Below are 14,330 nucleotides of genomic sequence, written 5' to 3'. Positions count from 1 at the left end.
AGTCTTTTTTGGGTATTAGAGAATTAACTTACTTAAAGGAGAAATGTCATGAGAAAATTACTTATACCGATTATTGCGATTATCGCGGTCCTCGCTATCCTAGGGACGATGGTGATGGGACCTTACAACCGCTTAGTTTCACTTGAGCAGGATGTCAACAAAGAGGAGTCGAATATCGATACACAGCTTCAACGTCGTCTTGATTTAATTCCTAACTTAGTTGAAACAGTCAAAGGCTATGCCAAACATGAATCTGATGTCTTCAAATCAGTAGCAGATGCACGTTCTAAATTAGCTGGTGCAACAGCCAATGGTACAGCTGCCGACAAAGCAGAGGCAAATGCTGAAATGACGTCAGCTTTAGGACGTTTAATTGCTATCAGTGAAAACTATCCCGAACTGAAAGCAGATGCGCAGTTCACGGGTTTACGTGATGAACTGGCAGGCACAGAGAACAGAATCGCGGTTGCACGCCGTGATTACAATGACAAAGTAACGGAATACAATAAAGTCGTGAAAAGCTTTCCGATGAACCTATTTGCAGGTATTGTCGGCAAACATGAGAAAGAATACTTCAAGGCAGATAGTGCTGCAAAAGATGCTCCTAAAGTTGATTTCAACAATGGAGATGAAAAATAATGACAAAAAAAATCGCGTTCTTAATCGCGATTTTTGTCTTACTTTGTCCATTCTATGAGGTGAATGCAGCTGAACCTCTACCCAAGCTTAAGAACCCTGTTTATACGCAGGACCATATCGGTATTCTGAATCAGACACAGGTGGCTGAACTGAATGAGCTGGGTAATCGATTGGAGCAAGGAACGACAGCTGAAATTCTACTGATGACCATGCCTACTATCGGACAGGAACCTAAAGGAGACTATGCACTTCGGGCAGGTCGTGAGTACGGGGTAGGTCAGAAAGAGAAGGACAACGGGATTGTCATCTTACTGAACCTTGATAATGGCAATGAATTCAGAAACCGGGGATTAAACGTCCAGGTCGGTTATGGTCTTGAAGGTGTCCTCAATGATGCAAAGGTCGGGGCATTGATCGATCAATATGCACTACCTGATATACAGAAAGCAGTGGCCATTGATCCGAAAGGTCAGGACCCTCAGGCTAAAGCGCTCTATGCTTCTGGTGTGACGAAGCTGTATAAAGCAATCTGGAAGGAAGTAGCTGACTCTTATGGCTATGATGGCAGCAAGTTTACACGTGAAGAACCGGTCAGTGCATCTGACAGCGGCGGTTCATTCAGTATATTTGATATCATCCTGACCCTCTTCTTTCTTTATCTGATCTTCTCCATGTTCTTTGGCGGCGGTGGTCGCGGTGGACGTGGCGGCGGACGTAGAAGAGGTGTGGGCCCTATTATCTTCTTCCCGACGGGCGGTGGCTTTGGCGGCGGTGGCTTCTCATCGGGCGGTTTCGGCGGCGGCGGCTTCGATGGCGGCGGCTTTGGCGGAGGCGGCTTCGGTGGTGGCGGTGCAGACCGCAGCTTCTAGACAGAAAAAAGTGCTGAACATTTAAGTTCAGCACTTTTTTTGTTTAACTGAATGCATGTTGTGAGCCGAAGATTTTAGCTTTGATCGCTTCACCTGTCGGAGTACCTGCAATGCCGCCGAGACCTGTTTCACGTAGTTCACGCGGTAAGTTACGACCGACTTTATCCATCGCTTCGATCACTTCATCAGCCGGAATCTTACACTCGATACCTGCAAGCGCTAAGTCAGCAGAAATCAGGGCATTACCTGAGCCGACTGTATTACGCATGACACAAGGAATTTCCACTAAACCGGCCACTGGGTCACAGACAAGACCAAGCAGATTGCCTAATGCAAAGGCGATCGCGTGGGCTGATTGCTGGGGCGTACCGCCGAATGTTGCAACAGCGGCAGCAGCAGCGATAGCAGAAGCACTGCCGACCTCAGCCTGACAGCCGCCCATCGCACCTGACACACTGGCATTGTTAGCGATAATAAGACCGCAGAGCGCAGAAGTGAACAGGAAATCAACCTGCTGATCATCTGTCAGATTGAATTTGTCCTCAAGAGAGGTGAGAACCCCCGGAATCGTGCCTGAAGACCCCGCAGTAGGCGTCGCACAGATCAGACCCATCGCCGCATTGACTTCATTCGTGGCAATCGCACCTTGGATTGCCAGGGCGACAGCATCACCTGATAATGACTGGTTTTTCTCACGATACTTCTGCATCTTGATGGCATCCTGTCCAGTCAGTCCTGTTACCGATTTAACACCTTCACCGGTAGAACCGCGTTTAACGGCATCTTTCATGACTTGCAGGTTTTTCAGCATTTTAGCGCGAACTTCTTCACGCGTCATATCAGATGTTTCCATCTCCATCTGAATCATAATCTCAGCTAATGACTGATTCGTTTCAGTCGCATGGTCTACGACTTCTTTTATAGATTTAAACATAAATGAGTCCCCCTCATAAAATTAGATAATATTTGAAAAATCGATATCTGGATAAGCATTTTTAATCTCTTCAAATGTTTCCTCTTTGATCGGCTTGTAGAGCTGAATAGCAATGATATGGTAATCATTCAGGCTGGATTTGATCTCTTCGTTGATATCAACGCCTAAATCATACATTTTAGCGATGCAGTCATTGAATTCTGACATCGGGCTGTTGCCGTAAAGAACAAGCAGCGGTAATGTATGATTCATGACCACACATGCGCCGTTGATATGGATGCTCCGTAACTTGATGGTGCCGCCACCGATTGAGTTCCCTAACACTTCAACGTGCTTGCCGCCTGCATCGAGTTTGACAAGCGCTGTATTAGGATGGTCTCCAATACTCGTACCCGTTTCCTCAACAAATTCAATCTCAATTCCTTTTTCTTTTGCAATGTCGATAGATGTTTTGACACGTGGATCTTCCGGTTCGAAGTCGAGAAGGCCGGCAATGATCGCTAAGTCAGTGCCATGCCCTAAATGCGTTTCTGCGAATGATTCATAGTATGAAATATGGATTTTTTCAGGTTCAACCCCCAGCACAGTTCGCGCTGCAGAACCGATTCTTACTGCACCTGCTGTATGTGAACTAGATGGACCGACCATGATTGGTCCGATTACATCAAACGCACTTCTATAGTCTGCCGTTCTTGCCATAATGATAACCCCCGATAGATTAATGATTTATATGTGATGAATAATAAATAAGTCAGTTGATAAGTATGGATGCAATGCTTTTTACTGCCCAATTGATAATAGCATATTTTAAGCAAAAAAGATAAGTTTTTGTAAACGAATTCACAAAGAATTGATGACCTAATCATAAGTAAAATAACTCATAAAGTCAAATAGAGAATTGTTAAAAATAAATGAACAAATCACTCTGATTTGTTCATGAAAAAAACACTCTGGTAATCAGAGTGTTGACGTATCAGCGGACATTTTCGTCATCGCGGAGAATAAGGGAGACGTCCATTTCTTTGTTATCACGATAAATCTTCAACTTAAGAGAATCACCAGCTTTTTTGTTCTGGTAGAGATAGCTTTTCAGCTCGCTGTCAGAAGTGACCTTCTGACCATCAACTGCGGTGATGATATCACCTTTTTGCAGGGTCTTGCCGGCGTATTCATCAGTCTGGACAACCAGCACACCTTCTTCAGTCGCATTCATTTCATTTCTATAGGGCGCAGGGATTGAATCCAGGGAGATCAGTGTGAGACCCATATACGGACGAATGACTTTGCCGTTTTTAACAATTTCAGAGATGACAGTACGAGCGTCATTGGACGGGATGGCAAATCCGATGCCTTCAACTTCAGCGGCGGCAATCTTCATTGAGTTGATACCGATAAGCTGACCTGCTGTATTGATGAGTGCACCGCCAGAGTTGCCGGGATTGATAGCTGCATCAGTCTGAATCGCTTTAACAGTAGAAGCGCCGGCAGAAGTAGCGACGGTCATGGTCCGTTCTTTCGCACTGATGATGCCTCTTGTCACACTATTCGATAAATCCAGTCCTAGAGGGTTACCGATGGCATAGACGGCATCCCCTGTCCGGATCTTATTGGAATCAGCGAAGGCAAGCGGCTTGATATTGAAATTCCCTTTTATTTTAAGGACAGCAATATCAGTCAGCGCATCTGTTCCGAGAAGTTCTGCATCCACTTTCGTGCCTGAGGAGAGCTGTACTTTGATATCTGAAGCCCCTTCGACGACGTGATTGTTAGTCACGATGTAGGCGGCCTGATCATCAGCCTGATAGATGACACCTGAACCTGTCCCTGACTCCTGTTCAGTGGTGCTGACGTCCGGGAAGAGTCCATTGGTCTTCTGAAGATTGACGACCCCGACAATGGCAGGTGAGACTTTCTCAAGCATATCCGGTAAAGTCGCATTCTCCTTGTTCTGGACGGTCATATTATCGGCAACCTGCGGCACAGCGCTCCGGGTATCCGGCTGGCCATTCTGCTCGATGACATAATCTGCTCCAAGTGTTAGAGCAGAACCGAGCACACCTGCCAGTAAGAGGGGAATAAACTTAGGCTGCTGCCGTTCAGTGCGACGTTCTTCTTTATATTCTACATGTTCATCTTCTATGGTCATAGTAGCCTCCTTGTTTATGTTATTATATATTAATAGCAGATAATAATGAAAATTTCATGAAAAAGGGAGATATCCATGTATAAATTACTTGCGACGATTCTTTATGTCGTTATCGTTATTTTCAGACGAAAACTGAAAGTAGTCGATAAAAAGCATTTACCGAAAGACCCGGCTTATATTCTGACTTGTACACACAGAAGTATGGTGGAAATCATTGTGCTGGCTATGGCGGTTTATCCGCTTCAGATAAATTATATGGCGAAGAAAGAACTGTTCAGCAATCCCTTCCTTAACTGGCTTTTCACCAGCGTAGGCGCGTTTCCGGTGAACCGTGAGAATCCCGGCCCTTCCACGCTGAAGATTCCGGTTAAATTGCTGCGTAACAACCAGACAGTAGGGATGTTTCCGTCCGGCTCGAGAACAGAAGGGGCACCGATCAAGAAAGGGGCGGCAACTATTGCTGTGATGAGCAAGAAACCTATCGTGCCAGCCGTCTATAAAGGGCCGCTGACATTCAGAGCACTATTATTCAGCAAAGAGAAAGCTTATATTCAGTTCGGAGAATCCATCCATCCGACCGATTATCAGCTGCCGAAGAATGAAGCAATAGCTGCAATCACTCAGGCAGTGGATGATGCGATGAAGAGGATGAGTGCAGAACTTGAAAAAAAATAAAACGGCGATTGTGTATGCAATCGTCGTTTTATTCAGCTTTCATGACTATGGTCTCAGTATATTCGTCCGGATAAATAAATTGTAACGTACAGACATGCGGCCGATTGGTCTGCTTAGCAGTTTCTTTAGATTGTTTTCTATAATGATTGATGAATGTCTCTTTTTCAGATTCATCTCTTAAAAGCTGAAACTTGATGTCCTGATTGAGCAAAGTAGGTAATGATGCTTTTAAAAGTATGGCAGGCATCAGTATAACCTCCTTTTCGAATATGATGGTAGTTAACTATAACCTTAAAAAGGGGACATTAAACCTTCCCCTTTAAATATCGTTTTATAGTAAAAGAAAAAGACAAGTGCTCTTAGGCACTTGTCTCATTGTTGTTAACGGATGGAGTAAACAGTTCATTTTCCAGTTGAACGAGTTTATTGTATGAGCATTCATCAAGCTCGTTCACAGCATCCGCGTTCTCCATCATCTCTTCTATAATTTGAATGTCGACACCAGTCGCTGTAGCTATCTGATAGGCTGTTAACTTACCACTGAATAGATTAGAAAGGTGTTTCAAATTTATCACCCTTAATTAAGTTATATATTTAGTATATAGCATCCAGGTAATAAAATATAGACTTTACGTTAACTTTTATTTTTTTGTCATATATTATTTTACATAGGTCTCGTAATACTTGCGTCCTTTGTCATAATCCAGGCGATTTTCCCATTTGGCAATGACGAGCGTCGATAAAGAGTTCCCTACCACATTGACGACAGTACGGGACATATCAAGGATACGGTCAATACCGATGATCAATGCCAAGCCTTCCGGATGAAGACCCATCGCTGATAACGTCGTGATCAAGACAACGATTGAAGTACCTGGTACAGCGGCCATACCTTTAGAAGTCAGCATGAGCGTCAGTAACAGAATTAGCTGTTCAGTCAGCGATAAGTGCACACCATACATCTGAGCGATGAATAGCGCGGCGATAGACTGATAAAGTGCTGAGCCGTCCAGGTTGAACGTATAGCCCGTCGGTACTACGAATGACACGATTTCTTTAGGCGCACCGAATTTTTCCATTTTATCCATAATGCTCGGTAATACTGTTTCTGAGCTTGAAGTTGAGAAGGCCAGCAGCAGCTCATCTTTTAGGATGCGCAGTAAATGGAAGATATTAATCTTACATATAGCGGCAACCGCACCGAGTACAACGATGATAAAGAAAATCATGGAACCGATGACAACAAGCGCTAATTTAAGCAATGGAATTAATGCATTGATACCGAAAGTCATGACAGTGACAGCCATGAATGCGAATACACCGATCGGAGCGTATTTCATGATCTGATTCGTCATCCAGAAGATGACATCCAGAACACCTTCCAGGAGCAGCTTGACAGGTTCAGCGCGTTTGCCCACTGCTGCGATCCCCAGTCCGAAGAACACAGAGAAGAAGATTACAGGCAGCAGCTGACCTTGTGCCATCGCATCAATGATATTGGTCGGGATAATGCCGACAATCGTATCGATCATATGGTTGCCATATGTAGAATGCGCAGCCGCTTCAGCATTTGTCGTATATTTTGAGACATCGCCTTTCGGCAGTTTAGTCGGATCGATCCCTGATCCTGGCTTGAAGATATTGGCAAAGATGATGCCGAGCGCAATGGCAAAAGTGGTGATGACCTCAAAGTAAAGGAGTGTCTTCCAGCCGTAACGTCCGACAGTCTTCATATCTCCGGCACCTGCGATAGAGATGGCCAGTGAACAGAAGACAATCGGTACCACAATCATCTTGATTAAGTGAAGGAAGACATCACCGAAAGGTTGAATATAGTTCTTTAAGTCATCTTGTCCATACAGGAGAAAACCTACTATGATACCGAGGACAAGCGCGATAATAATCTGGGTAGGAAGGCTGATGCCTCTTCTCCGTTTTTTGATTGTTTCCAAAACGAATCCCTCATTTCTTTAGTATTTATAAATAGTATTGCTTTTATGTATCAAAGTCAATGGAAGTTTGATGGGTATCAGCATGAATCGCTGGCGCTGAATAATCGGACTTCTGAAAGCGGATACTTATGTATCATACCACTTATCAGACTATTTCGCACTTTAATCTAAAAAGATACTTCCTATTTAAAAGAAGTATCTTTTTTCTATGATGGGTTGATACGAATGTCTGTGATATTGACAGCGACATTCCCCTGTAAAGCACGTGTGATCATGCAGCTCTCTTCTGCCTTGCGTACGAATCGCCGTAACAGACTGTGCTTGCTGTCAGGTGCATCTGTCTGGATGGTGACGATATAATCAATTGATTCGTATGTGAGGACACCTTTTGACTGGTCAACAGTCGCTTTTGACTCTACTTTTAGATCAGTGAGGGGAATGCGGTTGCGCTCAAAGAGTACTGACAGTGAAATGATGAAGCAGGTCGTTGCAGCCCCGAGCAGCATCTCATCAGGATTGGTGCCGATCTCAACGCCGCCCATAGAAGCGGGGATGGAGATGTCTGTTGTCAAATTCTGCGTTTCCAGCGTGCCGTGGGACTCATAGCCGCCTGTAAAACGGGCAGTCCCTTCAAAATGATGTTTCATTCAATCACTCCTTTAACTTATGAAACCATAAAAAAACAGTCTTAAGCAAGTGCTTAAGACTGAGAGCATATTAACGTGAGTAGTACTCAACGATTAACTGTTCATTGATTTCAGCAGATAATTCTGAACGTTCTGGTGTACGGACGAATGTACCTTCTAATTTATCAGCATCGAATGTTAAGTATTCTGGCACGTGGTGAGATAATTCAACTGATTCAGCGATAATATCTAATTTCTGAGATTTTTCACGCACTGAGATCACTTGACCTGCTTTTAATGTGTAAGACGGGATATCGACACGTTTGCCGTCTACTAAGATATGACCGTGGTTAACTAACTGACGTGCTTGACGACGTGTACGAGCTAAACCTAATTGGTAGACAACAGCATCTAAACGAGACGCTAAAAGTGCCATGAAGTTAGCACCGTGGATACCTTTCATCTTACCTGCACGGTCGAAGATTGTACGGAACTGACGTTCGTTGATACCGTACATGTAACGTAATTTTTGTTTCTCTTGTAACTGAAGACCATATTCAGACATTTTTTTGCGTTGGTTAGGACCGTGTTGTCCTGGTGCGTAAGGACGTCTTTCGAGTTCTTTACCAGTGCCGCTTAAAGAGATACCTAAACGACGAGATTTTTTCCAAGTTGAACCTGTAAATCGAGCCATGGATTGACTCCTCCTCTTTTGTTTTTTTCGCGAAAAACAAAAATATGATAAATGCTTAAGGCGATATAGTATCTTTCCGTGCCTTCGCCTGTTAGCTTTGGTTACACAGCACGCCAACTAAGGGGACACCATAGAGCGCCTTAATATTTATCTGCTACTCTCGTTTATTCACATTTGTCTATTATAGTAGGTTCTGTCATGGATGTCAATATAATATTTTATACTGCCTGTGACAGATGTTTCTCGAGTATCCGGGCAAACGCCTCAAGGCCTGTCTGATCTTCTGCGGTAAAGCGGTCAGTCACCGGCGCATCGATATCCAGCACACCGTACACTTCTCCGTTCACAGTCAGCGGGATCACTATTTCTGACTTTGAATTGGCATCGCAGGCAATGTGACCCGGGAAGGCGTGGACATCTGCGATACGCATCGTGCGATTGTCGCTGACAGCTGTCCCGCACACACCGCGTCCGACTGGAATCGTCACACAGGCAGGCAGACCTTGGAAAGGACCCAGCTGCAGCTGACCGTTCTTCATCGTATAGAAGCCGACCCAGTTCACATCGTCGAGAAAGTAATTGAGTAAGCTTGATGCGTTTGCCAGATGACTGATGGCATCTGACTCGCCTGAAAGCAGGTGGTCAAGCGCTGTATTAAGTGATTGGTAATCTTTGATTTGGCCAGGTTGAAACATCGGAACACCTCATTCTGTGGAATAAAAATATCTGTACGTACTTCATTTTATACATCGACTTATTTTTTCACAATAAAATAGTTTTTTGCAACACTTTTTTACGTTATAATGTTGAAGAACAAGTTGGAGGGAAGAACGTTGATAATTTACTTGATTGTGTTACTGATTGTACTGATATTAATTGGGGTCGGCGTCCTGTTTTATTTAAGAAATCAGAAGCGGACGGCTGTTGAAAAAGTAGAACTGCGTAAGGAAGAAATTAAGGCACTGCCATTTCAGAATGAACTTGTGAAAGTGAAAGATCTCCAGCTTAAAGGTGAAGCGAAAATGAAGTTTGAGGACTGGAAGTACAGCTGGCAGAATGTCCTGAAAAATGACCTTGACGAAAGTGAAGTGCGTATCAACGAAGCAGATGAAGCACTGGATCGTTTCAGGTTCAAGGAAAGCAGTGAACGGATTGATGAAAGTCATCAGACACTTGATGCCATCGAACAGAAATATCAGACGCTGTCTGCACAGATAGATGATTACGTCAGCCGTGCCAAGGAAGACCGTATCAAATATGAAGAATGTCGGACGATCTACCGTGAAGCGAAGCGTGATGTACTGGCCAACCGCCATCAGTACGGTGAGGCTGCACGGCCTCTGGAGGACAATATTGAACGTTTCTTACCGGCGCTGACTGAATATGAACAGCTGACGAGCGAAGGGAATTATGAATCTGCCCATTTTAAGATTACAGAAGTCCACGGGCAGATGACACGTCTGAAATCAGATATGGAAGAGATTCCGCTGTTGATCCGTGAGGTTCAGAAGGAACTGCCTGGCCAGTTCCAGGAAATCCGTTACGGCTGCCGTGACTTGAAGGTCGAAGGGTACAATCTGGACCACGTCAAAGTTGACAGTAACCTGCAGACCTTAAAAGGCAAGCTGAACTTAGTGGAGCCGCTGATTGCGAGACTGCAGCTGGATGAGGCGGAAGAAATCATTGCTGACATCAGCAGCACTTTAGATGAGATGCTCGAGCTAGTCGAGATTGAAGTGGTGGCTAAGAATCACGTCGAGAAATCTAAAGAGCTGATCACAGATGAGCTCTTCTACGCGAAAGATATGAACTATACGCTGCGTACTGAAATTGAGTATGTGCGCGATAATTATTATATCGATGAAGAAGATGTTCAGAAAGTACGGCAGTATGATAATGAGATACAGAGTCTCATTGCGGTTTATGATGAGATTTTAAATGAGATGGCGAAATCGGCCGTCCGCTACTCGGAAGTTGAAGATAATCTGACCTATATTAAAGATCATGTGGGGACGATCAACACCGAGCAGGAGAAATTGCAGCAGCATCTGACTGCGCTGCGTGAATATGAGCGTGAGGCCCAGTCACATACGCTGAAGATCCAGAGCCGCAAGGAAGATGTCTTCCGCAAACTGATGGCCTCCAACCTCGCAAGCATCCCTGAGCGTTTTATCATCATGAAAAATGAGATTGACATTGAGACGCGCGAGGCGCACGCCTTATTCAACAAACGTCCGATGCATGTCGAGCACGTAAGGGATAAAGTGCAGAAAGTGCTCGCAATGATGAATACGTTTGAGCAGGAAGTCTTGACAATGCTGCAGCAGGCATCGTATGCTGAAGCTCTTATACAGTATGGCAACCGCTATCGTAAAGACCATGCTGATGTCAATAAAGACTTAATTGAAGCAGAACGGTTATTCAGCAACAACCGCTATAAACGTGCAGTGGAGATTGCGGAAGCTGCTATTGAACGCGTCAGTCCTGGTGCATCTGCACAGATTGAAAAAAGAATGAACGACATGAACTAACGCAGAAAAAAGACTTTCTTTAAGTCTTTTTTTCTTTTTGTAAGAGGAGAGAAGAAGAATGATATATTTTGATAACAGTGCCACCACTAAGCCCGATAAAGAAGTGCTGGCTGCCTTTAATAAAGTAAATGAAGAATTCTATTTTAATCCGGCAAGCCCGCATGCCAAAGGGATAGAGACAGAGAAGCTGCTGGATTCTGCCAGAGAGCAGATCAGAAAGCTGCTCAAACTGGATCAGCAGTCGATCATTTTCACTAGCGGTGCGACTGAATCCAATAACTTACTGCTGACCGGTATGGCGCGTGCGAAAAAGCAGTTCGGTCGAACCATTATTACGACAAAGCTCGAACATCCATCCGTACTTGAGACCGTCCGTGCACTGGAAGAAGAAGGATTTAACATTGAATATATGCGCTTTAAGGAAGACGGTGCGCTTGACCTGGAGCATCTGGAAAGTTTACTGACCAGTGATGTGATACTGGTTGCCATGATGCATGTCAACAATGTCATGGGCGCCATTCTGCCGGTCGCAGAAGTAGCCGCCATGGTTCAGCACTATCCAAGGATTCACTTCCACGTCGACTGTGTCCAGTCATTCGGTAAAGTCCCGCTGCAACTGGAAGGGGTTCATAGCTTCAGTCTGAGCGGACATAAATTCCACGGACTTAAAGGTCAGGGTCTTCTGGTCTTCAGTCAGCTGAAGACCATCACCCATACGCTGTTCGGCGGCGGCCAGGAGTATGGCTTCAGAAGCGGTACGGTCAATGTCGCTTCAGCGGTGGCCATGAGCAGAGCAATCCGGCTGACACTCGACGATTACGAGATGCAGCGTGCACGTCTCTATCAGATGAAAGAAGAGATAGAACGGTACGTCAAGCAGTTTCCGGGTATTCAGCTGAACTCACAGCACAATGGTGCGCCGCATATCGTCAATCTGTCCTTTGTAGGCGTCAAAGGAGAGGTCATCGTCAACGCATTTTCAAAAAGAGGAATCATGGTGTCGACGACGAGCGCATGTTCATCTAAACGTGCTAAACTGAATGAGACATTGACGGCGCTGCACGTGTCGGATGAAGCGATCACCGGCAGCATCAGAATATCATTATCCAAAAACAATACAGCTGAAGAAGTGCATACATTCAATGCCATGTTCAGGGAAATATATGAAGAAGTAGAGGAGCTACTGAAGAAATGAGATATGATCAGTTATTAGTAAGGTACGGCGAACTGACGCTTAAAAGCGGGAATCGTAATACATTCGTCAATCAATTAAAAGGCAACGTCAAGCATGCCTTGATTCCATTAACCGGCTACCAGGTGCATGCGAACCGCGACCGTATGTATATTCATTTAGACGAAAACATCGATGTAGAAGAAGTGATTCGTCGCGTAATAAAGGTGTTTGGTGTCCATTCAGTCAGCCCGGTCATGCGGGTGGATAAGGAACTGGCAACCATCCAGGAAGCGGCCGTCTTAGTGGCGAAAGATGTTGACGAGGAAGGGCGGACATTCAAGGTGGATGTGAAGCGTTCTGATAAGAATTACCCGATGGAGACATTTGAGCTGCAGCAAGTCATCGGCGGCACAGTCTTGAAAGAAGTCGAGCATCTGACGGTCAATGTCAGACAGCCGGATTATAAACTGACCGTTGAAATCAGACAGGATGCTGCTTATCTCTATTCCCGCATCGAAAAAGGTGCGGGCGGGCTTCCTGTAGGCACAGGCGGCAAGACATTACTGATGCTGTCCGGCGGAATCGATTCGCCTGTCGCTGGCATTGAAGTCATGAAGCGCGGGGTGACGATTGAAGCCATCCATTTCCATTCACCGCCTTTTACCAGCGAGGAAGCTAAACAGAAAGTCATCGACCTGACGCGTATTATGGCTGAGACTGCTGGAGAGATCAAGCTGCATCTTGTGCCTTTCACTGAGATTCAGAAGACGATTCATAAAGTCGTGCCGGAGAATATGACGATGACCTCAACGCGCCGGATGATGCTTAAAATTGCAGAACGAGTTGCAGGGCATATAGATGCGCAGGCCATCGTCAATGGTGAGAACCTGGGACAGGTCGCAAGTCAGACGCTCGGCAGTATGCATGCCATCAATGCGGTCACAGCCATGCCGATTCTGCGGCCGTTACTGACGCTGGATAAGGATGAGATTATTATCAAAGCTAAAGAGATCGGCACATTTGACACGTCCATCAAACCGTTTGAGGATTGCTGCACGATTTTCACACCTAAAAATCCAAAGACCAATCCGAAGCTTGAAAAAATCGAGAAGTTCGAAAGCCGGTTTGACTTTGAACCGCTCTTAAACGACGCGATCGAGAATATTGAAGTACTCACGATAACGAAAGAACGTCCGGAAGAAAACTTCAGCGACTTCTTATAACCGACAAAGTGCTATTCATCCATGAATAGCACTATTTTTGAATAAGGGGATAAAGATGGATATACAGATGTTGATCATGATTATTGCATTCGGTTTTTTAGCGGCTTTCATTGATGCCGTAGTCGGGGGAGGCGGGCTGATATCCACACCGGCCCTGCTGGCAACAGGTATGCCGCCTGCCATAGCCTTAGGTACCAATAAACTTGCCAGCTCGTTCGGCTCATTGACGTCGACGATTTCTTTCATCAAGTCCGGCAAGGTAGACTTCCATATAGTCGGAAAATTGTTTCCGTTATCTTTTGCTGCTTCTATATTGGGTGCATTGACGGCCACTGTATTGCCGCCTGCACTTTTGAAGCCGATTATCATCGTCATGTTGTCGTTTGTCCTTATCTATACGCTCGTCAAGAAGGACTGGGGGCATGAGACGACTTACAAGCCGCTCTCTTCTCTTAGAATGCTCTTCTTCTGCTCGGTGTTAGTGGTGATCGGCTATTATGACGGCTTTATCGGCGGAGGGACGGGCAGCTTTCTGTTGTTCACCCTGTTATTTGTAGGATTTGATTTTCTGCGGGCTGCCGGTAACGCCAAGTTCCTGAATTTCGCTTCGAATATTGGGGCACTCCTGTTATTCATGGTGATGGGTAAGGTGGATTACCTGGTCGGCTTGGTCATGGGCGTTTCAATGATCGCCGGGAGTTATGCGGGCAGTCAGTTCGCGCTGAAGAAAGGTGTCTCATACGTCAAACTGCTCTTTATCGTAGTGACCGTCCTGCTGATCGGCAAAAATGCCTATGATTATATTTCAGCGCATTTCTGATAAGTGCTGAAATTTAACAGCCATTTCTGTTATATTAGAGGCAGATA

Annotated in this window: 16 protein-coding genes; 7 read left to right on the top strand and 9 right to left on the bottom strand. The window is 45.1% G+C overall.

The features are described 5' to 3' along the window. Nucleotides 1–48: 48 nt before the first annotated feature. Nucleotides 49–639, top strand: a complete 591-nt coding sequence (locus QSV55_RS07875; protein ID WP_133451012.1) for a LemA family protein — start codon at nucleotides 49–51, stop codon at nucleotides 637–639. Further along, nucleotides 639–1,508, top strand: coding sequence for a TPM domain-containing protein (locus QSV55_RS07870; protein ID WP_289649778.1), 870 nt, complete (start codon nucleotides 639–641; stop codon nucleotides 1,506–1,508). Before QSV55_RS07875 ends, QSV55_RS07870 begins: the two co-directional genes overlap by 1 nt. Nucleotides 1,509–1,551: 43 nt before the next feature. Here QSV55_RS07870 and sdaAA read toward each other — a convergent pair whose 3' ends face one another. The 3 genes from sdaAA to QSV55_RS07855 form a co-directional block, all read right to left on the bottom strand. Beyond that, on the bottom strand, nucleotides 1,552–2,442 hold the full coding sequence (gene sdaAA / locus QSV55_RS07865) for an L-serine ammonia-lyase, iron-sulfur-dependent, subunit alpha (protein WP_289649777.1): 891 nt from the start codon (nucleotides 2,440–2,442) through the stop codon (nucleotides 1,552–1,554). A gap of 21 nt (nucleotides 2,443–2,463) precedes the next feature. Beyond that, entirely contained in the window at nucleotides 2,464–3,141 is a 678-nt protein-coding gene (gene sdaAB / locus QSV55_RS07860; RefSeq protein ID WP_133451009.1) for an L-serine ammonia-lyase, iron-sulfur-dependent subunit beta, read from the bottom strand. Between the two features lie 274 nt (nucleotides 3,142–3,415). Then, nucleotides 3,416–4,588 carry a S1C family serine protease gene (locus tag QSV55_RS07855; protein WP_289649776.1) on the bottom strand — a complete coding sequence of 391 codons (1,173 nt, stop codon included), beginning with the start codon at nucleotides 4,586–4,588 and terminating at the stop codon, nucleotides 3,416–3,418. A gap of 75 nt (nucleotides 4,589–4,663) precedes the next feature. On the opposite strand from QSV55_RS07855, the gene QSV55_RS07850 reads away from it, so the two are divergent. Then, nucleotides 4,664–5,263, top strand: coding sequence for a lysophospholipid acyltransferase family protein (locus QSV55_RS07850; protein ID WP_289649775.1), 600 nt, complete (start codon nucleotides 4,664–4,666; stop codon nucleotides 5,261–5,263). Between the two features lie 28 nt (nucleotides 5,264–5,291). On the opposite strand, the gene QSV55_RS07845 is transcribed toward QSV55_RS07850, so the two are convergent. The 6 genes from QSV55_RS07845 to QSV55_RS07820 all read right to left on the bottom strand — a co-directional run bounded on the left by QSV55_RS07845 (nucleotide 5,292) and on the right by QSV55_RS07820 (nucleotide 9,230). Next, nucleotides 5,292–5,510 carry a hypothetical protein gene (locus QSV55_RS07845; protein ID WP_289649773.1) on the bottom strand — a complete coding sequence of 73 codons (219 nt, stop codon included), beginning with the start codon at nucleotides 5,508–5,510 and terminating at the stop codon, nucleotides 5,292–5,294. A gap of 112 nt (nucleotides 5,511–5,622) precedes the next feature. Next, a complete protein-coding gene (locus QSV55_RS07840; RefSeq protein ID WP_289649771.1) occupies nucleotides 5,623–5,829 on the bottom strand; it encodes a hypothetical protein in 207 nt (68 codons plus the stop codon). 93 nt (nucleotides 5,830–5,922) lie between these two features. Then, nucleotides 5,923–7,206: a cation:dicarboxylate symporter family transporter gene (locus tag QSV55_RS07835; protein ID WP_289651065.1), complete on the bottom strand. Its 1,284-nt coding sequence runs from the start codon at nucleotides 7,204–7,206 to the stop codon at nucleotides 5,923–5,925. Nucleotides 7,207–7,421: 215 nt separating this feature from the next. After that, nucleotides 7,422–7,862 carry an OsmC family protein gene (locus tag QSV55_RS07830; protein ID WP_289649767.1) on the bottom strand — a complete coding sequence of 147 codons (441 nt, stop codon included), beginning with the start codon at nucleotides 7,860–7,862 and terminating at the stop codon, nucleotides 7,422–7,424. Nucleotides 7,863–7,932: 70 nt separating this feature from the next. Next, complete coding sequence (rpsD, locus tag QSV55_RS07825) at nucleotides 7,933–8,535, bottom strand: 30S ribosomal protein S4 (protein ID WP_289649766.1); 603 nt, start codon at nucleotides 8,533–8,535, stop codon at nucleotides 7,933–7,935. Nucleotides 8,536–8,753: 218 nt separating this feature from the next. Further along, the gene (locus QSV55_RS07820; RefSeq protein ID WP_133451002.1) at nucleotides 8,754–9,230 is read right to left on the bottom strand and encodes a GAF domain-containing protein; all 477 of its coding nucleotides are present in this window, start codon (nucleotides 9,228–9,230) and stop codon (nucleotides 8,754–8,756) included. 138 nt (nucleotides 9,231–9,368) lie between these two features. Between QSV55_RS07820 and QSV55_RS07815 the strand changes: the two genes are divergently transcribed. From QSV55_RS07815 to QSV55_RS07800, 4 genes are read left to right on the top strand one after another with little or no spacing between them, the layout of a single operon-like run. After that, nucleotides 9,369–11,066, top strand: coding sequence for a septation ring formation regulator EzrA (locus QSV55_RS07815; RefSeq protein ID WP_289649765.1), 1,698 nt, complete (start codon nucleotides 9,369–9,371; stop codon nucleotides 11,064–11,066). Nucleotides 11,067–11,124: 58 nt separating this feature from the next. After that, on the top strand, nucleotides 11,125–12,261 hold the full coding sequence (locus tag QSV55_RS07810; protein ID WP_289649764.1) for a cysteine desulfurase family protein: 1,137 nt from the start codon (nucleotides 11,125–11,127) through the stop codon (nucleotides 12,259–12,261). Beyond that, nucleotides 12,258–13,463: a tRNA uracil 4-sulfurtransferase ThiI gene (thiI, locus tag QSV55_RS07805; protein WP_289649763.1), complete on the top strand. Its 1,206-nt coding sequence runs from the start codon at nucleotides 12,258–12,260 to the stop codon at nucleotides 13,461–13,463. Before QSV55_RS07810 ends, thiI begins: the two co-directional genes overlap by 4 nt. Before the next feature lie 55 nt (nucleotides 13,464–13,518). Further along, a complete protein-coding gene (locus QSV55_RS07800; RefSeq protein ID WP_133450998.1) occupies nucleotides 13,519–14,283 on the top strand; it encodes a sulfite exporter TauE/SafE family protein in 765 nt (254 codons plus the stop codon). The last annotated feature ends 47 nt before the right edge of the window (nucleotides 14,284–14,330 follow it).

The sequence above is a fragment of the Macrococcus bovicus genome, assembly GCF_030376725.1.
Classification (GTDB): Bacteria; Bacillota; Bacilli; order Staphylococcales; family Staphylococcaceae; genus Macrococcus; species Macrococcus bovicus.
This window is presented reverse-complemented; position numbering and strand designations above follow the sequence as displayed.